23 protein-coding genes are annotated in these 18,217 nt (G+C 62.1%); 9 read left to right on the top strand and 14 right to left on the bottom strand.

Features of this window, described 5'->3' with window-relative positions; translation table 11 throughout:
- Positions 1–9 precede the first annotated feature (9 nt).
- Positions 10–393, bottom strand: coding sequence for a VOC family protein (locus BM413_RS14165; protein WP_091914023.1), 384 nt, complete (start codon positions 391–393; stop codon positions 10–12).
- On the bottom strand, positions 390–1,808 hold the full coding sequence (gene cysS / locus BM413_RS14160; protein WP_091914022.1) for a cysteine--tRNA ligase: 1,419 nt from the start codon (positions 1,806–1,808) through the stop codon (positions 390–392). The genes BM413_RS14165 and cysS overlap by 4 nt, the downstream gene beginning before the upstream one ends.
- Positions 1,809–2,187: 379 nt before the next feature.
- Between cysS and BM413_RS14155 the strand changes: the two genes are divergently transcribed.
- The gene (locus BM413_RS14155) at positions 2,188–2,346 is read left to right on the top strand and encodes a transcriptional regulator (RefSeq protein ID WP_091914021.1); all 159 of its coding nucleotides are present in this window, start codon (positions 2,188–2,190) and stop codon (positions 2,344–2,346) included.
- Here the strand turns inward: BM413_RS14155 and BM413_RS14150 are convergent.
- Both BM413_RS14150 and BM413_RS14145 read right to left on the bottom strand, forming a co-directional pair.
- Positions 2,323–2,952 carry a LysE/ArgO family amino acid transporter gene (locus BM413_RS14150; protein WP_091914020.1) on the bottom strand — a complete coding sequence of 210 codons (630 nt, stop codon included), beginning with the start codon at positions 2,950–2,952 and terminating at the stop codon, positions 2,323–2,325. The two genes, BM413_RS14155 and BM413_RS14150, sit on opposite strands and share 24 nt — an antisense overlap.
- Positions 2,953–2,970: 18 nt before the next feature.
- Positions 2,971–3,738, bottom strand: a complete 768-nt coding sequence (locus BM413_RS14145) for an SOS response-associated peptidase (protein WP_091914019.1) — start codon at positions 3,736–3,738, stop codon at positions 2,971–2,973.
- A gap of 126 nt (positions 3,739–3,864) precedes the next feature.
- Here BM413_RS14145 and BM413_RS14140 point away from each other — a divergent pair, with 126 nt between their 5' ends.
- From BM413_RS14140 to BM413_RS14120, 5 genes are all read left to right on the top strand, one after another.
- A complete protein-coding gene (locus BM413_RS14140) occupies positions 3,865–4,290 on the top strand; it encodes an NUDIX domain-containing protein (RefSeq protein WP_091914018.1) in 426 nt (141 codons plus the stop codon).
- Positions 4,291–4,338: 48 nt separating this feature from the next.
- Positions 4,339–4,716 carry a TIGR02301 family protein gene (locus tag BM413_RS14135; protein WP_091914017.1) on the top strand — a complete coding sequence of 126 codons (378 nt, stop codon included), beginning with the start codon at positions 4,339–4,341 and terminating at the stop codon, positions 4,714–4,716.
- A 13-nt stretch (positions 4,717–4,729) separates the two neighbouring features.
- A complete protein-coding gene (locus BM413_RS14130; RefSeq protein ID WP_091914016.1) occupies positions 4,730–5,065 on the top strand; it encodes a hypothetical protein in 336 nt (111 codons plus the stop codon).
- 316 nt (positions 5,066–5,381) lie between these two features.
- Entirely contained in the window at positions 5,382–5,639 is a 258-nt protein-coding gene (locus tag BM413_RS14125) for a hypothetical protein (protein WP_091914014.1), read from the top strand.
- An 80-nt stretch (positions 5,640–5,719) separates the two neighbouring features.
- Positions 5,720–6,517 carry an APA family fibronectin-binding glycoprotein gene (locus BM413_RS14120; RefSeq protein ID WP_119818959.1) on the top strand — a complete coding sequence of 266 codons (798 nt, stop codon included), beginning with the start codon at positions 5,720–5,722 and terminating at the stop codon, positions 6,515–6,517.
- 99 nt (positions 6,518–6,616) lie between these two features.
- On the opposite strand, the gene BM413_RS14115 is transcribed toward BM413_RS14120, so the two are convergent.
- Positions 6,617–7,948, bottom strand: coding sequence for a dihydroorotase (locus BM413_RS14115; RefSeq protein WP_091914012.1), 1,332 nt, complete (start codon positions 7,946–7,948; stop codon positions 6,617–6,619).
- A gap of 83 nt (positions 7,949–8,031) precedes the next feature.
- Between BM413_RS14115 and BM413_RS14110 the strand changes: the two genes are divergently transcribed.
- Both BM413_RS14110 and BM413_RS14105 read left to right on the top strand, forming a co-directional pair.
- The gene (locus tag BM413_RS14110) at positions 8,032–8,919 is read left to right on the top strand and encodes a CAF17-like 4Fe-4S cluster assembly/insertion protein YgfZ (RefSeq protein WP_091914010.1); all 888 of its coding nucleotides are present in this window, start codon (positions 8,032–8,034) and stop codon (positions 8,917–8,919) included.
- Positions 8,916–9,533, top strand: a complete 618-nt coding sequence (locus BM413_RS14105; protein WP_091914098.1) for a YfbR-like 5'-deoxynucleotidase — start codon at positions 8,916–8,918, stop codon at positions 9,531–9,533. The genes BM413_RS14110 and BM413_RS14105 overlap by 4 nt, the downstream gene beginning before the upstream one ends.
- Here the strand turns inward: BM413_RS14105 and BM413_RS14100 are convergent.
- The 4 genes from BM413_RS14100 to BM413_RS14085 all read right to left on the bottom strand — a co-directional run bounded on the left by BM413_RS14100 (position 9,490) and on the right by BM413_RS14085 (position 13,084).
- Positions 9,490–11,016 carry a RimK family protein gene (locus BM413_RS14100; protein WP_244537867.1) on the bottom strand — a complete coding sequence of 509 codons (1,527 nt, stop codon included), beginning with the start codon at positions 11,014–11,016 and terminating at the stop codon, positions 9,490–9,492. The genes BM413_RS14105 and BM413_RS14100 overlap by 44 nt on opposite strands.
- A 70-nt stretch (positions 11,017–11,086) precedes the next feature.
- Positions 11,087–11,590, bottom strand: coding sequence for a GNAT family N-acetyltransferase (locus BM413_RS14095; RefSeq protein WP_091914008.1), 504 nt, complete (start codon positions 11,588–11,590; stop codon positions 11,087–11,089).
- 193 nt (positions 11,591–11,783) lie between these two features.
- Positions 11,784–12,569 carry an anti-sigma factor family protein gene (locus tag BM413_RS14090; RefSeq protein ID WP_091914006.1) on the bottom strand — a complete coding sequence of 262 codons (786 nt, stop codon included), beginning with the start codon at positions 12,567–12,569 and terminating at the stop codon, positions 11,784–11,786.
- Positions 12,566–13,084 carry a sigma-70 family RNA polymerase sigma factor gene (locus tag BM413_RS14085; RefSeq protein ID WP_091914004.1) on the bottom strand — a complete coding sequence of 173 codons (519 nt, stop codon included), beginning with the start codon at positions 13,082–13,084 and terminating at the stop codon, positions 12,566–12,568. Before BM413_RS14085 ends, BM413_RS14090 begins: the two co-directional genes overlap by 4 nt.
- 226 nt (positions 13,085–13,310) lie before the next feature.
- On the opposite strand from BM413_RS14085, the gene BM413_RS14080 reads away from it, so the two are divergent.
- Complete coding sequence (locus BM413_RS14080; RefSeq protein ID WP_091914002.1) at positions 13,311–14,552, top strand: MFS transporter; 1,242 nt, start codon at positions 13,311–13,313, stop codon at positions 14,550–14,552.
- Between the two features lie 2 nt (positions 14,553–14,554).
- Here the strand turns inward: BM413_RS14080 and recO are convergent, their stop codons facing one another.
- The 5 genes from recO to acpS all read right to left on the bottom strand — a co-directional run bounded on the left by recO (position 14,555) and on the right by acpS (position 18,217).
- Positions 14,555–15,316 carry a DNA repair protein RecO gene (gene recO, locus BM413_RS14075; protein ID WP_091914000.1) on the bottom strand — a complete coding sequence of 254 codons (762 nt, stop codon included), beginning with the start codon at positions 15,314–15,316 and terminating at the stop codon, positions 14,555–14,557.
- An 18-nt stretch (positions 15,317–15,334) separates the two neighbouring features.
- Positions 15,335–16,243, bottom strand: a complete 909-nt coding sequence (gene era, locus BM413_RS14070) for a GTPase Era (RefSeq protein ID WP_091913998.1) — start codon at positions 16,241–16,243, stop codon at positions 15,335–15,337.
- Positions 16,240–16,962, bottom strand: a complete 723-nt coding sequence (gene rnc, locus BM413_RS14065) for a ribonuclease III (RefSeq protein ID WP_091913996.1) — start codon at positions 16,960–16,962, stop codon at positions 16,240–16,242. Before rnc ends, era begins: the two co-directional genes overlap by 4 nt.
- A gap of 1 nt (position 16,963) precedes the next feature.
- Positions 16,964–17,713, bottom strand: a complete 750-nt coding sequence (gene lepB, locus BM413_RS14060; RefSeq protein WP_091913994.1) for a signal peptidase I — start codon at positions 17,711–17,713, stop codon at positions 16,964–16,966.
- A gap of 102 nt (positions 17,714–17,815) precedes the next feature.
- Entirely contained in the window at positions 17,816–18,217 is a 402-nt protein-coding gene (gene acpS, locus BM413_RS14055) for a holo-ACP synthase (protein WP_091913992.1), read from the bottom strand.

The following is an 18,217-nucleotide window of genomic DNA, read 5'->3' as shown; positions in this document are numbered from 1 at the left end:
TATCCTCCGCTACTCGGGCGCGTGACAGACGGCCTCGACATTGTTGCCGTCAGGATCGAAGACGAAAGCACCATAATAGTCGGCGTGGTAATGCGGGCGCAGACCCGGCGCGCCGTTGTCCTTGCCGCCGGCGGCGAGTGCCGCCTTGTGGAAGGCATCGACCTCGGCCCGCGTCCGCGCGGTGAAGGCATAATGCCGGCCGGGGCCAGTGGGCGAGGCCTCATGCAGCCAGAACACCGGACGCTCCCGCCCATAACCGCCGACCTTGACGCCGCCGGTATATTGCTCCGGCACCACGTAGAGCAGCGACGCGCCAAGCGGCGCAAACGCCTGATCGTAGAAGGTTTTCGAAGCGTCAAAATTGCTGACGCTTATGCCAAGATGATCGATCATCGCCTTACCTCCCAGGTTGTGATGCGCTCGCCGGTGGCGGGGTCCTTGCCGTCCTTGAGCTGGACGCCCTGGGCCAGCAATTCGTCGCGGACGCGGTCGGCCTCGGCCCAGTTCTTGGCTGCAATCAGCGCCAGCCGGTTGGCGATCACTTCGGCGACAGCACTTTCATCGACCTCGGCTACATCCAAGTCAAATCCGAGGAATGGCAAGGCTGCTCGGAGAGAAGCTGCAGCTTCGCCATTGCCGGCTGCTTCAGAAGCCAGTTGCGACAGGACTTGAAATGCTGCCGGCGTGGACAAGTCGTCAGCCATAGCCTCGATGAGCGCAGCCGGGATCGCCGCCGCGCCGTCTGGGGCTAGATCGGCCGCGCGCTTCCACTTGCGCAGCGTGTTCTCCGCCTCCTCCAGCTTGCGGACGCTAAAATCGATCGGCTCGCGGTAATGCGTCATCAGCATGGCCAGGCGCAGCACTTCGCCGGGCCATTTGCGGCCGCCGAATTTGTCCGTCTCCAGCAATTCGTTGATGGTGACGAAGTTGCCTTCGCTCTTCGACATCTTGCGACCCTCGACCTGCAGGAAGCCGTTGTGCATCCAGTAGTTGGCCATGACGTCAGTGCCATGGGCGCAACGCGACTGCGCGATCTCGTTCTCGTGGTGCGGGAAGATGAGGTCGAGCCCGCCGCCGTGGATGTCGAAGACCTCACCGAGATAGGCCGCACTCATAGCCGAGCATTCGATGTGCCAGCCGGGGCGACCCCTGCCCCATGGGCTTTGCCACCCCGGTTCGTTGTGGGAGGACAGCTTCCACAGCACGAAGTCGCCGGGGCTCTTCTTGTGGGCATCGACGGCCACGCGCGCGCCGGCCTGCTGCTCGTCCAGAGGACGCTTCGACAATTGGCCATAGTCGGGCATCGAAGCGGTGTCGAACAGGACTTCGCCTTGCGCTTCATAGGCATGACCGCGTTCGATCAGGCGTTGAATCAAGGTGATCATGTCGGCCTTGCCGTCGGCGCGCGGTTCGACGAATTCGGTGGCGCGCGGCTCGAAGGTCGGCTTCAGGCAGCCCAGCGTCGCGACATCGGCATGGAACTGGTCGGCCGTCTTCTTCGTCACCTTGCCGATCGCCTCGTTGAGCGGCAGGTCAGGGAAGTCGCGCAGCGCGCGCGCGTTGATCTTGTCGTCAACGTCGGTGATGTTGCGGGCATAGGTGACGTGGTCGGCGCCGTAGAGGTGGCGCAACAGGCGGTAGAGCACGTCGAAAACGATGACGGGCCGCGCATTGCCGATATGGGCGAAGTCGTAGACGGTCGGGCCGCAGACATACATGCGCACATTGTCCGCATCGATCGGCACGAAGTCTTCCTTCGTGCGCGTCAGCGTGTTGTAGATTCGCAGGCCTTTAAATCCGTCCGACATTCGAAATCCCAGTCCGTAAAGAAGATCGCCGCAAGGCGAAAACATGCTCCAGCCTGCTGGCCGGGCGTTTGTCCTGTCTGGGGAGAAAAGGCGAAAACGTCCTGACCAGCGCGTGCGCTAGCCGATAATGCAAATGCCACAAATGGCGTAAGGCGTTTTCATGGAAGGCTTTATCGCGCCCGATAGTGTTGCCGTCAAGTCGCATCTTCGCGGGAAACGCGTCGTCTTTTCGATGCCGGGGCGCATCGTAAGTTTTTATTAAACATGTCTATACATGAAATTGGTTAGCTGGCTCGAAATCACGGCACGCGTCACGATTTCGTCCCATTGCACCATCATTGCAGTGCCTTGACGGGACATAACCTTGGGGAAGATGACAATGTCAGCCACCACGAAGAGCGAAGCCGAGCGAATCCGCGCTCAATATGCCACGCTCACGAGCCACTATCGTGCCATCGGTCCGGCAGCGATCCTGGCAGCGGTACTTGCAGCCAAGAAGCGCAAGCCGGCCGCATCAGCCATAGGCAAGGCGGCCTAACAGGCTCAGCCCTATGCCGGCCATGACGAGGCCGATCAGCACGTCGAGTACGCGCCATGCAGCCGGGCGCGCAAATATCGGCTCAAGCAGGCGGGCGCCATAGCCCAGCCCGAAAAACCACACGAAGGAAGCGATAGCCGCACCTGCGCCGTAAGCGGCGCGGGCCGAACCTTCGTATCTGGCAGACAGAGAGCCCAAAAGCACCACCGTGTCGAGATAGACATGCGGGTTGAGGAAGGTGAAGGCCAGGCAGGCCGCGATTGCCGCCTTCAGGCTGCCCTCACCCTTTTTGGCCGCATGCAGCGCTTCCGGCTTCATGGCGCGCCGGAAAGCGATGACCGCATAGGAAAACAGGAATATCGCGCCGCCAATTGTCACGACATTGATCAGCATAGGCGAGGTCGCGATCAGCGTGCCGAGGCCGGCGACGCCCGCCGCGATCAGCAAGGCGTCAGATAGAGCGCAGATCAGGCTCAGGACGAAGACATGCTGGCGCAGCAGGCCCTGACGCAGGATGAAGGCGTTCTGCGCGCCTATCGCCATGATGAGCGAAGCGCCGAGAAGAAATCCCGACAGCGCGGCCGGCCAGAGGGCTGATGAGGGCATAGATGTTTACCTGAGCCTCTAAAACAGTGACATCTGGTCGTCTGAAGGCGGCTTTTTCTTCGGCTCGGGCTTCGGCGTTTCCTGAATCAGCGCCGGATCGATGCGATCCTGGATTTCCGGGCCGGTGTTGGCGACCTTGTTGACGAGATCCGACACCGGGATTGCCTCGAAGAACCCCTGCTCGGCCGGCCGCAACAGATCGGCGACGTCGCGTGGTTCCTGGAACCGGCAGTCAAGCCAGCGCGAGAAATCCTGGGCATGAATGACGATCGGCATGCGCTCGTGGATGTGAGCTATGTCGCTGTTGGCATGCGTGGTCAGGATCGCGCCGGTGTCCATTTCCGAGCCGCCGGGCTCCGCATAGGTCTCCATCAGGCCGGCGAAGGCGATGAGCCCGCCGTTCCGCGGCCGCACCCAAAAAGGCTGGCCCTTCTTCTTGCCGTCCTGGCGCCATTCATAAAAACCGGAAGCCGGGATGAGCGCGCGGCGATGCCGCATCGCAGTGCGGAACGAAGCTTTTTCGGACGCGCTTTCCGAGCGCGCATTGAACAGCAGCGGAAAGTTCCGCGTGTCCTTGACCCAGGTCGGAATCAGGCCCCAGCGCACCAGCAGCGACGTTCGATCGGGCAGGTTCGAGCCGGGCTGGCGCGGTTCGCCGGCCATGACCATCAGGATCGGCTGCGTCGGCGCGATGTTGTAGCGCGGTGGAAAAGCCTCAAGCTCGGGGAGCGAGAATGCCTCGTCCACCTCTTTTGGGCTGGAAGTGAGCGCGAAACGTCCGCACATTCTTGGCTTGGTACCGTTGATCTTGTGAAATCACTGTGGCGGTGGAAATCCGTTGCCGCAACCTGTATCGATTGGGCCATCCGGCCGATCCCCAAATCAATTCACGGCCACGGGAAAGCAGCAGACATGCAGGAAAGGCTGACCATACCCGCAGTTTCGGTCGCGCTCCTGCGCGGCGACCGGGTGCTTCTGGTGAAGCGCGGACAGGCACCCTCTCTGGGGCTTTATGCCTTTCCGGGTGGGCGCGTGGAGGCCGGAGAGAGCGAAGCGGAAGCAGCAGCGCGCGAGCTTTTCGAGGAAACCGGCCTGCGTGCGCGCAATCTCCAGACGCTGGAAGTCTTCATGATCGATGCCGAGCGCGACGGAAAAGCCATCACTTACCGGCTTCAGGTCTTTACCGGCGAGGATGCAGGCGGCGAACCGCATCCCGACAGCGACGCGGCAGAGGCCGGGTTCTTCACCCTGGCGCAGATGGAGGCCATGCCGGTCACAGATTCCGTCATGGAGGTTTCCCGCGCACTGCTTGCCGACGCTGCAATAAGCGGGGAATAGAGCGGCAAGCCGCCTTGCGGCTGTCAAATTGTTTCGCCACAAGGGCTTATGAGCCGCGCCACGCTGTTTTTCACCGCATTTCTCGCTGTCGCCTCCTCGGCCGCGACGGTGCCGGCGCGCGCGGTAGAGGCGCCGTTCGAAGGCAGCCTTATGCGCCTGTCCGAAGTGCTCGGTTCACTGCACTTCCTGCGCAACCTGTGCGGCGAGGAAGGAACCCAGTGGCGCGACCAGATGGAGAAGCTTCTGGAGGCGGAAAAGCCCGACCCGACGCGTCGCGCCAAATTCATCGCCAGCTTCAACCGTGGCTACCGTTCGTTCCAAGGCAGCTATTCGAGTTGCACACCCTCCGCGACGGAAGCCATCGCCCGCTACATGAAGGAGGGCGAGACGCTGACGCGCGATGTCGCCGCTCGTTATGGAAACTAGCCCGCCCCCTGCGATGACCGTCGAAACAACTCATCACATCGATGCGTCGGACCCGGACGAAAACGGCTACTACGACTATTTCTACGAGTACGACATCTATCGATTTTCAGACGGGCAATCGGCGTTTGTCGCCCGATCCTATGTCGACACACCGGCTGAAGTGCATTTCCTGAAATGCGGCCTCGGGTCGGAAGAACGTCTGCTGACCGCTCGCGATTTGCGCGAGCCGCTGTCTGCCGAAGCATGCGAGTACCTCAGGAATCTGGGGAAAACACAGATCAACTGGCTGGATAGAGAGGCCGGGGACTATCGGTCTGTTCCGGACATCGCCAGCATTCGGCCCAAGTGACTTATGCCGCTCTAAGCCTTTCGTTGGTGGCAGGTTGAATCGTGGCGGATTCGCCACACTTCTAAATCAAAGTTTAACCGCCATTTTGTGGGTTAACTTAAGTTTTAGTTATTCCTGTCGGCCCCGTGACGTTTGCGTTACGGTAGCCGTCAAATGACTCGGGGTTTTTGATCTATCGGCCATTTGCAAGGCGCAGACAGTAGAAACATCGCATTTGCAGTGGTCAGTTTTGTCCCTTTCTATCGGGACTTCGCAAGGGACAGCTCAAGGTGGTCCGACCGACCGGGACCATGACTTGAAAGGGTGGAAGATGAGTATGGAGCACACGATCAGCGATATCGACGCGCTGGTCCGGGAAGAAAAGCGCCTGACAGCGGTGGAGTGTCACAACGAAGCCTGGGCTGAAGGTCTGTCCGCCGGCATCGAAGCCGACATCATCGCGGAAGCTGCCCTTTCCACAGCGTTTGTCGAGATTTTGCGTACCAATGGCGAAGCCGCAGCCTTGGCTCTGCTGGACGAGATGCGCGAAAAAGTTATCGCCGGCGAGTTCGAGCCTGTTCGCCTGCGACATTGACACGTCCCCAAACCCTCTTTTTCAGTGTAAGAAACTGACGGGCATCGAATCTGTTGCGATGCCTCGGGAGAGGATGGGACATGCAGGTATCGACGCAGGCGAAATCGCAAAGCCGCAGAGGCGCGCATATGGCGGCTTTGTTGTGGTTTGCGGCAGTCGGCGTTGCGCTGCCCACCACCGTGCTTTTCGGAACTTTGCCCGCCTCGGCCCTGAGCGAAATCAAGCGCGAAGATGCTCCAGCCGCCCCGTCACAGGACGAGGCCGCGCCGGAAAATACCGTCCCCTCGCCTGATCCCATACAGAAAACACCGCTGCCGGACGTGCAGCAGCAGGATGACCAGGCCGAGCCCGACGAAGGACCGGCGGCACCCAACGGCTCCACACACACCAGCGAAGACCCCAACGCGCCGCTGCCGGAAATTCTTTACGACGTCCAGTCGCTGCCCGAACCCGTGAAGCGCATGCGCCAGTTGCTGCTCGACGTGGCAATGAGCGGCGATATCGAGAAATTGCGCCCGCTGATCGGCACCGGCGACGAAGCGACGCAATTGTCGCTCAGCGACCTGGAAGACGATCCGATCACCTACCTCAAGGACCTCTCCGGCGACAAGAACGGCGAGGAACTGCTGGCCATCATGGAAAACATCCTCAATGGCGGCTATGTCCATGTCGATGTGGGCAAGCCCGAGGAACTCTACGCCTGGCCCTATTTCTTCGCCATGCCGCTCGAAAAGCTGACGCCACGCCAGCGCGTCGAGCTCTTCAAGATCGTAACCGCCGGCGACTATGAAGACATGAAGAGCTACGGCGTCTACAATTTCTATCGCCTGGGCATCACGCCGGAAGGCAAGTGGGCCTTCTTCGTCGCGGGCGAGTGACGCGCCGACAGGCACCGCTCACACCGGTCTGAATCAAAAACACCCGCCAAGCATCTGCTTTGGCGGGTGTTTTCGTTTTCGGAACGATTCTGATCAGGCTTAGGCGGGCAATGCCTCGGAGAAGGCCACCGCCTGGCCCTGCCCCGGCGTGACGATCTCGCCTTCCCACATCACGCGGTTGCCGCGGATGATGGTGCCGACGGGCCAGCCGGTCACCTGCCTGCCGTCATAGGGCGTCCAGCCGGCTTTCGAGCCGGCCTGGGCGTTGGTGATGGTCTCGCGGCGCTTCAGGTCCACGATCGTGAAATCTGCCTCGTAGCCCGCCGCGATGCGGCCCTTTCGCGCCATGCCGAACAGCCGCTGCGGGCCATGGCTGGTGAGGTCGACCAGCCGCTCCAGCGAAAGCCTGCCTGCATTGACGTGGTCGAGCATGATCGGGACCAGCGTCTGCACGCCGGTCATGCCAGAGGGCGAGGCCGGATAGGGCTTTGCCTTTTCTTCCAGCGTATGCGGCGCATGGTCGGAGCCGAGCACGTCGACGATGCCTTGCGAGATGCCGTGCCAGACACCGTCGCGGTGCCGCGCGGCGCGAACCGGTGGGTTCATCTGGATCAAAGTGCCGAGCGTCGCATAATCGTCGGCGGAAAGGGTGAGATGATGCGGCGTCGCCTCGCAGGTGGCGACATCCTTGTGGTTTTCGAGGAACGCGATCTCCTCGGCCGTAGAGATATGCAGGACATGGATGCGGGCGCGCGCGGCCCGCGCAATGCGGACCAGCCGTTCCGTGCATTGCAAGGCTGCGATCTCGTCGCGCCAGACTGGGTGCGAGGAGGGATCGCCCTCAACGCGCTCGCCGAGGCGTTCGCGCAGGCGAAATTCATCTTCCGAATGGAAGGCGGCGCGGCGGCGGGTGTTCTTCAGGATCGAGAAAACGCCGTCATCGTCCTCGACCAGCAGGTTGCCCGTGGACGAGCCCATGAAAACCTTGATGCCGGCAGCGCCTGGCAGGCGCTCAAGCTCGGCAACATCCCCGGCATTCTCGCGCGTGCCGCCGACCCAGAAGGCGAAATCGCAATGCATGCGGTTCGTCGCGCGCGACACCTTGTCGGCAAGGGCTCCCTCGCTGGTGGTCAGCGGATTGGTGTTGGGCATCTCGAAGACGGCGGTGACGCCGCCGAGTACCGCGGCGCGGGAGCCTGTCTCCAAATCTTCCTTGTGCTCCAGCCCCGGCTCGCGGAAATGGACCTGACTGTCGACCACGCCGGGAAGGATATGCAGGCCGGTACAGTCGATGACCTCGCCGGCAGAAGCCTGGCCGAGATCGCCGATCGCCGCGATGCGCCCGGCGCGCACGCCGATGTCGCGCAGGCCTGTGCCATCATGATTGACGACCGTGCCGCCCTTGAGGATGAGGTCGAACGTCGTTGTCATCAGCGTCTCTTCCGGCTCTTGCCCCTGCGATGCGTGCGGCTTACGTAATGGCCAACAGATTTGCAAGATCAGGTCACGTCCGAATGCCAGTAGTTCAGCTTCCCGACCGCATTGTGATTTCCATCTCCGGCCCGGATGCCGAGCATTTCCTGCAGAACATTCTCACCACCGATCTGGACGCGCTTGGCGCCGAAGACGCCAAGCCGGGCGCGCTGCTGACGCCGCAAGGCAAGATCCTGTTCGATTTTCTCGTCTCGCGCGATGGCAAAGGCGGTTTGCTGCTGGAGTGCCGTGCCGACATCGCCGACGATTTCATCCGCCGGCTGACGCTCTACAAGCTTCGCGCCAAAGTCGATATTTCCAAGCAGGAACAACTGCTTGTATCCGTCTCATGGAATCCTGATTCAAACGCTTCAGTTTCTGATTCAAGTGCCTCACAAACTGATTCAATCGTGAGGCACGATCGGCGCTTTGCCGAACCGGCTCGCGTGTTCCGCATTTTTGGCCAAGACGCTCCTGCGGGCGACCAGATACAGGCGTGGGAGGATTTTCGTCTCGCCCACGGCATTGCCGAAAGCGGTCCTGACTATGCACTCAGCGACGCTTTTCCGCACGACGTGCTGCTTGACCAGACCGGCGGCGTCGGTTTCGGCAAGGGCTGCTATGTCGGGCAGGAGGTCGTCTCGCGTATGCACCATCGCGGTACGGCGCGCCGGCGCGTGCTGCTGGTTTCGGCGGAAGAACCGCTGCCGCCAAGCGGTACCGATATCAAAGCTGCCGGAAAGACCATCGGTGCGCTCGGCAGTGTTTCGGGCAACAAGGGTCTGGCAATCGTTCGCATCGACCGGGTCAAGGACGCTATGGATGCAGGCACCGCGATAACCGCCGGCGAGGTTGCGGTCTCGTTGGCTATCCCCGGTTGGGCAAAATTCACCTTCCCGCAGGAGCCGGCCTCGACGGAGGACGCATAATGGCCGACAAGGCCGGCGCGCCGGCGCGTGCCTGGCAGCGCATGCTGTCGGGCCGCAGGCTGGACCTGCTCGACCCGTCGCCGCTGGATGTCGAGATTTCCGATATCGCCCACGGCCTGGCGCGCGTTGCCCGCTGGAACGGCCAGACCGGCGGCGACCATGCATTTTCGGTGGCCCAGCATTCGCTGCTGGTCGAGGAAATTTTTGCGCAACAGGTCAAGGAGCCCTCGCCCGATGCGCGGCTTGCGGCACTACTGCACGACGCCCCGGAATATGTGATCGGCGACATGATCTCGCCGTTCAAGTCGGTGGTTGGCGGCGGCTACAAGGCTGTGGAACACAGGCTGCAGCGGGCGATCCATCTGCGCTTTTCGCTGCCCGCCGATATCAACGAGAAGCTGAAGAAAGAAATCAAACGGGCCGATCAGATCGCTGCGTACTTTGAAGCCACAGTTCTGGCCGGCTTCACGATCTCGGAGGCGACGCAGTTCTTCGGGCGGCCACGCGGTATATCGGCCGACAGTTTCGACCTGACCTGCCGACCCGCAAAAGCCGTTCAGTCTGCCTTTCTCAAGCGTTTTTCCGCAATCGAGCGTTTGCGTCAGGCAGGATAAGCCGCTCGTTCATCGAGTTGTTGACAGCCGGCCGCTCCAAACGGTCGAGGAACCATTGCGTCAGCCTCGTCCAGACCTCGTCCTTCTCGCCGGTATCCTCGCAGCCATGGTCGAGGTTGGGGTTGTCGTTGACCTCAATGACGAAAACGCCGTCGCGGGTTTCCTTCAGATCGACGCCATAAAGCCCATCGCCGATGCAGCGGGCGGCGCGCACCGCCGTTTCGACGACATGGGCGGGCGCATCCTTCAAGGTGAATGACTTGAAGCCGCCTTGGTCCGGCTTGCCATTGGCCTTGTGGTTGACGATCTGCCAGTGCTTCTTGGCCATCAGGTAATGGACCGCGAAAAGCGGCTGGCCGCCGAGCACACCTATGCGCCAATCGTAGTCCGTCGGGATGAATTTCTGCGCGATCAGCAGATCGGAATCTTCCAGCCACAGCGTTGCAAGCTGCTTCAATTCCTCGAAATTCGATGCCTTCTTCACGCCGCGCGAAAACGAACTGTCCGGGATCTTCAGCACCAGCGGAAAGCCGAGCGTCTGCGCCGCCAGTTCGAGATCGGCGGGTCCTGCGATCATTACCGTCGGCGGCACGGGCACGTTGTTGTAGGTCATCAACTCGTTGAGATAGACCTTGTTGGTGCAGCGGATCATCGACAGCGGGTCATCAATAACCGGCATACCTTCCTGCTGGGCGCGGCGCGCGAAGCGGTAGGTGTGGTTGGAGATAGAAGTCGTCTCGCGGATGAAAAGCGCATCGTAATTGGCCAGCTTGGCCAGATCCTTGCGCGAGATCGGCTCAACCTCGACGCCCATCTTCTCGGCGATCTTCGCCCAGTGACGCAGCGAACTGATCTCGGACGGCGGCAGTTCCTCATGCGGGTTCACCAGTGTCGCGAAGGTGTAGCGCGCCGGCGTGCGAGCCTTGGTGTCTCGCCATTCGCGGTTGGTGTAGGTCGCCAGGCTTTCGAGAAAGCGCGGCTTTTCCTCCGGTGTCATGCGCGCCAGCGGGTGAAAGCCGATCCTGTGGATCGAGGCCCATTGCTGGTTGTCCTTGATCGACACCTCCAGCGCCGGCGCGCGGAACCAGTCGAACAGCAGCTTGGCGAAACGGTCCCACGCCTTGGACGGGCCGATGCCGAAGAAGAACACCGCCTTGGCCGGAAAGGCGCCGCCAAGGTCCTTGCGGCATTTGTTGAGTGCCAGTTCCAGTTCCGGCAGCGCGTGCTCGTAGAGCTTGTGCTCGGACAGGTCGATCATCGTCTCGACAGTCGGGATGACCTTGTGCCCGCGCGAACTGGCCAGCAGCGAGGCGTAATAGCCGCGGCTCTGGTAGCTGTAGCTGTTCGACAGGTTGATGACCTTGGGGCGCTGCCCGCGAAACAGCGCCGGGTGCGCCAGATAATCGCGGTTGGTTATGATCTTGTGCGGTGTCGCCACCTGATCGAGATCGCTTTGCCTGCCTGTAAGAATGACCCAGGTCATTTTCTCTCACGCTGTTTCGGATGGTGATGTTGGCGGCGTCCGGCTTCCCGCCGGGCGAAGGACAATGAACTCATGGCGAGGAGGTTCCGGCGCCGTTTCCGGGCGGGCCGCTATCGCCGGGAGCACCAACGCCGAGCGGCTTTTCATAGCGCAAGGCGTCCGCCCCATCGGCGTAATAGGCAGGCTTGCGCCCGATCGGCCGGTAGCCGTTCCTCTCATAGAGATCGATCGCGCGAAGATTGTCCTCGCGCACTTCGAGGCGCATGGCCTTTCGCCGCTTGGCGGTTGCCGCGTTTTCGGCAGCCGTCAGCAAAGCGCGACCCAGCCCACCACCGCTGTTTGGCGCGACGGCCAGCGAATAGAGCCGTGCCTTGTTGCTTCCGGCGCGCAGCAGCAGCACGCAGTGACCGGCAAGCGCACCGTCGCGCTCGGCAATCAGGATTGACGCGCTCTTGCTGACGATCATGCGGCGGAAGGCGTTTCTGGACATGCGATCGGTCTCGAAAACCGCGTTTTCGAGCGCCACGAGTGCGCCGATGTCAGAGGCGCGGGCCGGGCGAATGTCTGCGTTCATAGGAGCCAGGAAACCTCGATCGAAAGCGTGCTCGAAGGTGGGCAGAACGTCTCTGACCGAGGCATTGGCGCGACGGCATCGAAAGCGCTATCGCTCCTCGAATTGGGCCGAATTGTGACTTCTTGCAGCGTATGGCGAAGCGCGGAAACTTTGATGACACGGATGGCCGTTCTTCATCCTGCCATGGGGAGAATCACCCCTTCATGCCGTCCAGAAGCTGACGGTAGGCCGAGTTCGCGATCGTCATCAGCGCTTCCTGCGGAAGCGTGCCGGTCACGGCACAGCCATAGCCGTCATCGAGCCAGTAGAGCGAGCGCGTGCCGCCCTCCTCCAGCAGCCGGAAGCCGGTTTCCTTGGTCGTGGCGTCGCTGATGATATAGAGCGACACGCGGTTTCCCGTATGGTCCTGATACATGAATTGCGCTGCCGCCTTGCTTTCAGCCGGCAGCAGCCGCCCGCCGACAAGCTCGAAGCCTTGCGCCGTCAGGTCGGGCGCGATCAGCTTGACGCCGACGCGCTTTGAAAGCCAGCCGACAAGATGATCCTTCTGGTCGGCGCCAACCTCGACGACATGTAGTTTCTCGGCCGCATAGAGCGTATGCGCGGCTATCGCACCATCGGCCAACTGGCTGGCGGCTGCATCGATCGAGCCCCAGCCTGTGACGCCGAGCAGATAGCCGCCGAGCCCACCGGCCACGAAAATCGCTGCAGCAGCAGCCATACGCCAACGCGGGGAGACGATGCGGCGTTGCGGTGTCTCGCCAGATAGCAATCGCTCGAAGCGTTCCGGAACCGGCTCGGTCAGCACGCCGCCGACTGATTTCTGCAAAGCGGCAAGATCGCTAGCAAAGCGCTGGCTACGCGCCTTCATGTCGGGATTGGCTTCCAGCCAAAGCTCGTAGGCTGCGCGTTCCTCGGCCGGCAACTCGCCGTCGAGTGCCATGTGGATGTCGCGTTCGGTGAAATCGCGTGCGGTCATTTCTCGATGACCCTTATTGCCCGGCGCCGCGATCCGTCCTCCAGTATCGTGCGCAATTCCTCACGGCCGCGCGCGATGCGCGACATCAGCGTGCCGGCAGGCACACCAAGCACGTTGGCGGCTTCGGCATAGGAAAAGCCCTCGACCGCGACCATCAGCAGCGCTGCCCGGCGATCCGGGCTGATTGCCTGAAGCGCGTCGAGGATCTCATGCGAGGCAACGCTTTCGGCCTGATGGGCCGGAACCGCCATCGCCTCGCTTGCCTCGATCGGCAGCATGGCAGTCTCGCCGCGCCGCTTTTCCCTTCGCATCTGGTCGACAAAAAGATGATGCATGATCGTAAACAGCCACCGCCTCGGATTATCGCCGGTTCGCCAGCCGTCGAGCTTGCCCAGCGCCCGCTCCAGGCAGTCCTGGACAAGATCGTCGGCGGAATCGCGGTTGCGCAGCAGAGCGCGCGCATAGCGGCGCAGGCGCGGTATTTCGGCGAGTATCGCTGCCCTTCTCTGGTCCATGATCCGGTCGGTATTGCCTTCGTTCCAGTCCGATTGAACTCCTGTTCAGCGAGCCCGACAAGGCGAAACCGAACCGTTTGTACAATTGCTTCAGTCATATAAGAACGCTCGGAACCGCGCCTTTATTCCCGCCGATCCATCAGCATCGCTGAACCTTCGATGCGACCAATTCATTTTGCGGATGCCTGTCGATCCGATAAAAACGGATACTGACTCGGGAGGAACGATGATGACGGCTGCAACGGCAAACACCAGCGCGCGGGCAACCGTTCCGTGGCTGATCATCATATGTGGCTGCCTGATTGCCGCCCTCACCTTCGGCCCGCGCTCGGCGATGGGCTTCTTCCAGCTGCCTATGCTCGCCGAAAAGGGCTGGGACCGCACCACCTTCGGTCTCGCCATGGCATTGCAGAACCTGTTCTGGGGCCTCGGCCTGCCATTCTTCGGCGCGATCGCTGACCGCTACGGCACATGGCGCGTGCTAACGCTGGGCGGCCTCATCTATGCCGCCGGCCTCTACATGATGGCGACGGCGACTTCGGTCGGCATGCTGCATATCGGCTGCGGCATACTGGTCGGCCTCGGCGTTGCGGCCGGTTCTTTCAGCATCGTGCTTGCCGCCTTTGCGCGCCACACACCGCCGGAGCGGCGCTCCATCGTCTTCGGCATCGGCACTGCCGCCGGCTCGGCCGGCATGTTCCTCTTCGCGCCGCTCAGCCAGGGCCTGATCACTGCCTATGGCTGGTCGGATACGCTGGTTTATATGAGCGCGATGATGCTCATCATTCCGGTTCTGGCGATCCCGCTGGCCGGCAATTCGCACAATCCGAATTCCGCCAATGCGATCGATCACCAGTCGGTTGGCGCGGCCTTGCGCGAAGCGCTCGGCCATCGCAGCTATGTGCTGCTGGTTTCAGGCTTCTTCGTCTGCGGTTTCCAGGTCGCCTTCATCACCGCGCATTTTCCCGCCTACATTGCCGATATCGGCATCGATGCGCGCTATGCGGTGATCGGGCTGGCCCTGATCGGCTTCTTCAACATCATCGGCTCGCTGGCCTCCGGCGTCATCGGCCAAAAGTACTCCAAGCCGATCTTCCTCGCCTGGATCTATATCGGCCGCTCTATCGCGGTCGCCGCCTTCCTTCTGCTGCCGCAGACGCCGACCAGCGTGGTGATTTTCGCCATCGTCATGGGGCTGTTGTGGTTGTCGACCGTGCCGCCGACCAACTCGCTGGTCGCCATCATGTTCGGCACCCGCCATCTCGGCATGCTCGGCGGGGTCGTCTTCCTCTCCCACCAGATCGGCTCGTTCCTCGGCGTCTGGCTGGGCGGCTATCTCTATGACCACTTCGGCTCCTACGATCCGGTGTGGTGGCTCGGCGTGGCGCTTGGCCTGTTCGCCGCTGTGGTGCATTGGCCGATCAAGGAGCGCCCGGTCGACCGGCCAGCGCTCGTGCCGGCCGAGTAGTCTCAGGCTGCCGTATCGCCCGGAACGCCTTGCGCGGCAGCGTTGCGTTTCCTCAGCGCATTGAGGAAACCGGCGCGCGCGTCGGGCGCCTGTATCCCGCGCGGTTCATAGACATGGCGGGCAAAGAAGAAGTCCGTCAGGCGGAAGGCCTGTTCGATCGTCGTGATGTCTGCCTGCGGGCTGGAACCGCGCAAAAGGAATGCCGGCAGCGCCAGCATCTTGTCATGCCACGGCAGGCCGGCCTCGCGCGACACGGCACGGCCTGATTTCGGCGAGACGTAAGCGAGGTCGTCGCGCTGCCCGGTCGCGGCACATTCGGTGAGGTCGAGGCCAAAACCAAGCTCCTCCAGCACCATCAGCTCGAAGCGTACGACAAGCTCGCCGGCAGCGGTGGCGTCATCCAGATGCTCGATCAGCAGCCCCAGCATCTCGTAGAGCCCGCCATGCGGGTCGCGCTCGGGCAAGAGCCGCAGATGGGCTGCCAGCGTCTGCAAGCCGTAGACGGCGCAGGCGCTTTCGAACAGGCGCGCAGCGTTGAGTTCCAGCGCTTCCGCCTGGAACATGCCGAGATGCTCGTCGAGCCGCGCGCGCCAGATGAGATCGACGCGGTTGCCTGCCTGAAGCAGCGGCTGGGCCTTGCGCGAGCGCCCGCCGCGCACCATGCCGAGATGGCGGCCATGGGCGCGCGTCATCACCTCAAGTATGACGCTGGTTTCGCCATGCTTGCGGGTTCCAAGGATTATGCCCTCGTCGCGCCATTCCATGGCTGGAGCTTCGGCCGCTCAGTGCGGGAATTCAAGACCCATTTCGCGGTAGCGCTCGGGGTCGTCACCCCAATTCTCGCGCACCTTCACAAACAGGAAGAGATGCACCTTCTGTTCCAGGATATCGCCGATATCCTTGCGGGAGGACTGACCGATGGAGCGGATCGTCTCGCCCTTGTGGCCGAGCACGATCTTCTTCTGGCTGTCGCGCTCGACATAGATGACCTGCTCGATGCGCACCGAGCCGTCGGGCTTTTCTTCCCACTTTTCCGTCTCGACATGGGACGAATAGGGCAGTTCCTGATGCAGCCGCAGATAAAGCTTTTCGCGGGTGATCTCGGCTGCGAGCTGGCGCATCGGCAGGTCCGAAATCTGGTCTTCCGGGTAATACCACGGGCCGGCCGGCAAGGCTTCGGCGAGATGATCGAGGATCGCCTGGCATCCTGCCCCGGTCAGCGCCGAGACCATGAAGGTGCGCTCGAACTTGACGCGCTCGTTGCAGGTGGCGGCGAGCGCCAGCAGGCTTTCCGGCTTGACCCGGTCGAGCTTGTTCAGGATCAGGATTTTCGGTTGGCGAACACCCTCCAGATTGGTCAGCATCGCGTCAGCGTCGCCCTTGATGCCACGCTCGGCGTCGATCAGCACCATGACCATGTCGGCGTCCTTGGCCCCGCCCCAGGCGGTCGTGACCATGGCCTTGTCGAGCCGGCGGCGCGGCTTGAAGATACCGGGCGTGTCGATGAAGACGATCTGCGCATTGTTGTGGGTGGCGATGCCGCGCACGATGGCGCGCGTCGTCTGCACCTTGTGGGTGACGATCGACACTTTGGCGCCGACGAGCTGGTTGACCAGCGTCGACTTGCCGGCGTTTGGAGCGCCGATCAGGGCGACAAAGCCGGAGTGGGTTGCGGGGGCGTCTTCGCTCACTTTTCGTTTCCTTCCTGGCCCCAGACGCCTTCGCGCTGGAGGATTGCCGCGGCGGCGGCCTGCTCGGCCTCGCGCTTGGAGCGGCCGGTAGCAGTCGCCGGCTCGAAATCACCGACACGCACGCTCACCGTGAAGAGCGGATCGTGATCAGGGCCTTCGCGGCTTTCGATCTGATAGGCAGGTGTAGCACTTGCCGCCTGATGTGCCCATTCCTGCAATTCGGTCTTCGGGTCGCGGCGGGCCGCACCGGTAACCTTGGAGCGCGGCTCCCAATAGCGCAGGACGAAGCGCTTGGCCGCCTCCATGCCGCCGTCGAGATAAAGCGCTGCGATCAGCGATTCCAGCGCGTCGGCACGGATGTTCACGCGCTTGCGGCCGGCGAGCGTCTTGACCTCGCTGCCGGCGCGGATCAGGTCCGGCAGGCCGATCTCGTCGGCGATTTCGGCCAGCGCCTCGGCATTGACCAGCGCGTTGAGCCGGACGGAGAGTTCACCTTCGGCAGCGTTCGGAAAGGCGTGAAACAGCATGTCGGCGATGATCAGGCCAAGCACGCGGTCGCCGAGAAACTCGAAGCGCTCATAGTCTGTTCCGGCCTTGGCGCCGCGGGCGCTTGCATGCGTCAGCGCGCGCTGAAGCCGCTCATGGTCGCGGAACACGTGGCCGGTGCGTTCCTTCAACGCCTCGGCAATGTCTTTTCCGGTCAGCCGTTTGAACGCCATCCTAACGAACGAAGTTGAACAGGCGCGAGGCGCGCATCTCGGACGGCCACTTCCAGATTTCGAGCGGGCTTGCGCCATCGGCGATCGAGAAGAAGATGATGTTGGCCTTGCCGACGAGGTTCTCGGCCGGCACGTAGCCGACGTTGAAGCGGCTGTCGGTCGAGTTGTCGCGGTTGTCGCCCATCATGAAGAAGTGCCCTTCCGGCACGACGAATTCGCGGGTGTTGTCGCCGATGGAGTTCGGCGTCAGGTCGAGCGTGTCGTAGGAAACGCCGTTCGGCAGCGTCTCGCGATATACGTCGACCGGGCGGTTGACCTCGGTGATGTCGGGATTGTTGATCTCGCCGACCTTCTCGCGCGGCACGGCCGTGCCGTTGATGAAGAGCTGGCCGTCCTTCATCTGGACCTTGTCACCCGGCAGGCCGATCACGCGCTTGATGTAATCCAATGACGGGTTCGGCGGGAACTTGAAGACCACGACATCGCCGCGCGCCGGATCGCCACCCCAGATGCGGCCCGAAAACAGGTCCGGTCCGAATGGCAGCGAATAACGCGAGAAACCGTAGGACCATTTGGTCACGAACAGATAGTCGCCTTCCAGAAGCGTCGGCCGCATCGAGCCCGAGGGAATCGAAAAAGGCTGAAACAGAAACGTGCGGATGACCAGCGCAAGCAGAAGCGCCTGAACGATGACGCTGACGGTCTCGCCAAGCCCCCCGGATTTCTTCTCGGATTTATCAGCCACGCTCATGTCGTCCTCAGTTTCTGCGTCGGGTTGGTATAAGGGCTCGACGCGCGCGGGGCAATCTTTGCCCTGATCGAAAAAACGCCACGAGCGCCATGAAAATGGCGGTTATTCGGCAGGCAAGGCTTCTATGATCACAAACGCTTGCGCGAGCGGAAAATCATCGGTGATTGTCAGATGGATCGCCGCGCGATGGCGCTGCGGCAGCATCTTGGCCAGTCTTGCAGCGGCTCCGCCGGTCAGATGCATGGTCGGCTTGCCACCCGGCAGGTTGACCACACCCATGTCGCGCCAGAAGACGCCGTGCGACAGGCCGGTGCCCAGCGCCTTGGAACAGGCCTCCTTGGCGGCGAAACGCTTGGCATAGGATGCCGCGCGCTGCTTGCGGCGATCGGATTTTTCCTGCTCGACCTCGGTGAAGATGCGGGCCGTGAAGCGCTCGCCGTAGCGCTCCAGCGATTTTTCGATGCGCCGGATGTCGATCAGGTCACTGCCGATGCCGATGATCAT

The organism is Mesorhizobium sp. YR577, assembly GCF_900116595.1.
Classification (GTDB): Bacteria; Pseudomonadota; Alphaproteobacteria; order Rhizobiales; family Rhizobiaceae; genus Mesorhizobium_M.
This window is presented reverse-complemented; position numbering and strand designations above follow the sequence as displayed.

Excerpts from the sequence above, each read along its gene's own strand:
- BM413_RS14080 (WP_091914002.1), top strand. The coding sequence starts at position 13,311 with ATGATGACGGCTGCAACGGCAAACACCAGCGCGCGGGCAACCGTTCCG.
- recO (WP_091914000.1), bottom strand. The coding sequence starts at position 15,316 with ATGGAATGGCGCGACGAGGGCATAATCCTTGGAACCCGCAAGCATGGC.
- BM413_RS14085 (WP_091914004.1), bottom strand. The coding sequence starts at position 13,084 with ATGGACCAGAGAAGGGCAGCGATACTCGCCGAAATACCGCGCCTGCGC.
- BM413_RS14095 (WP_091914008.1), bottom strand. The coding sequence starts at position 11,590 with ATGAACGCAGACATTCGCCCGGCCCGCGCCTCTGACATCGGCGCACTC.
- acpS (WP_091913992.1), bottom strand. The coding sequence starts at position 18,217 with ATGATCATCGGCATCGGCAGTGACCTGATCGACATCCGGCGCATCGAA.
- BM413_RS14110 (WP_091914010.1), top strand. The coding sequence starts at position 8,032 with ATGCCAGTAGTTCAGCTTCCCGACCGCATTGTGATTTCCATCTCCGGC.
- BM413_RS14125 (WP_091914014.1), top strand. The coding sequence starts at position 5,382 with ATGGAGCACACGATCAGCGATATCGACGCGCTGGTCCGGGAAGAAAAG.
- BM413_RS14145 (WP_091914019.1), bottom strand. The coding sequence starts at position 3,738 with ATGTGCGGACGTTTCGCGCTCACTTCCAGCCCAAAAGAGGTGGACGAG.
- BM413_RS14150 (WP_091914020.1), bottom strand. The coding sequence starts at position 2,952 with ATGCCCTCATCAGCCCTCTGGCCGGCCGCGCTGTCGGGATTTCTTCTC.
- BM413_RS14115 (WP_091914012.1), bottom strand. The coding sequence starts at position 7,948 with ATGACAACGACGTTCGACCTCATCCTCAAGGGCGGCACGGTCGTCAAT.
- rnc (WP_091913996.1), bottom strand. The coding sequence starts at position 16,962 with ATGGCGTTCAAACGGCTGACCGGAAAAGACATTGCCGAGGCGTTGAAG.
- lepB (WP_091913994.1), bottom strand. The coding sequence starts at position 17,713 with ATGAGCGTGGCTGATAAATCCGAGAAGAAATCCGGGGGGCTTGGCGAG.
- BM413_RS14100 (WP_244537867.1), bottom strand. The coding sequence starts at position 11,016 with ATGACCTGGGTCATTCTTACAGGCAGGCAAAGCGATCTCGATCAGGTG.
- BM413_RS14135 (WP_091914017.1), top strand. The coding sequence starts at position 4,339 with ATGAGCCGCGCCACGCTGTTTTTCACCGCATTTCTCGCTGTCGCCTCC.
- BM413_RS14165 (WP_091914023.1), bottom strand. The coding sequence starts at position 393 with ATGATCGATCATCTTGGCATAAGCGTCAGCAATTTTGACGCTTCGAAA.
- BM413_RS14140 (WP_091914018.1), top strand. The coding sequence starts at position 3,865 with ATGCAGGAAAGGCTGACCATACCCGCAGTTTCGGTCGCGCTCCTGCGC.
- BM413_RS14155 (WP_091914021.1), top strand. The coding sequence starts at position 2,188 with ATGTCAGCCACCACGAAGAGCGAAGCCGAGCGAATCCGCGCTCAATAT.
- cysS (WP_091914022.1), bottom strand. The coding sequence starts at position 1,808 with ATGTCGGACGGATTTAAAGGCCTGCGAATCTACAACACGCTGACGCGC.
- BM413_RS14120 (WP_119818959.1), top strand. The coding sequence starts at position 5,720 with ATGCAGGTATCGACGCAGGCGAAATCGCAAAGCCGCAGAGGCGCGCAT.
- BM413_RS14130 (WP_091914016.1), top strand. The coding sequence starts at position 4,730 with ATGACCGTCGAAACAACTCATCACATCGATGCGTCGGACCCGGACGAA.
- BM413_RS14090 (WP_091914006.1), bottom strand. The coding sequence starts at position 12,569 with ATGACCGCACGCGATTTCACCGAACGCGACATCCACATGGCACTCGAC.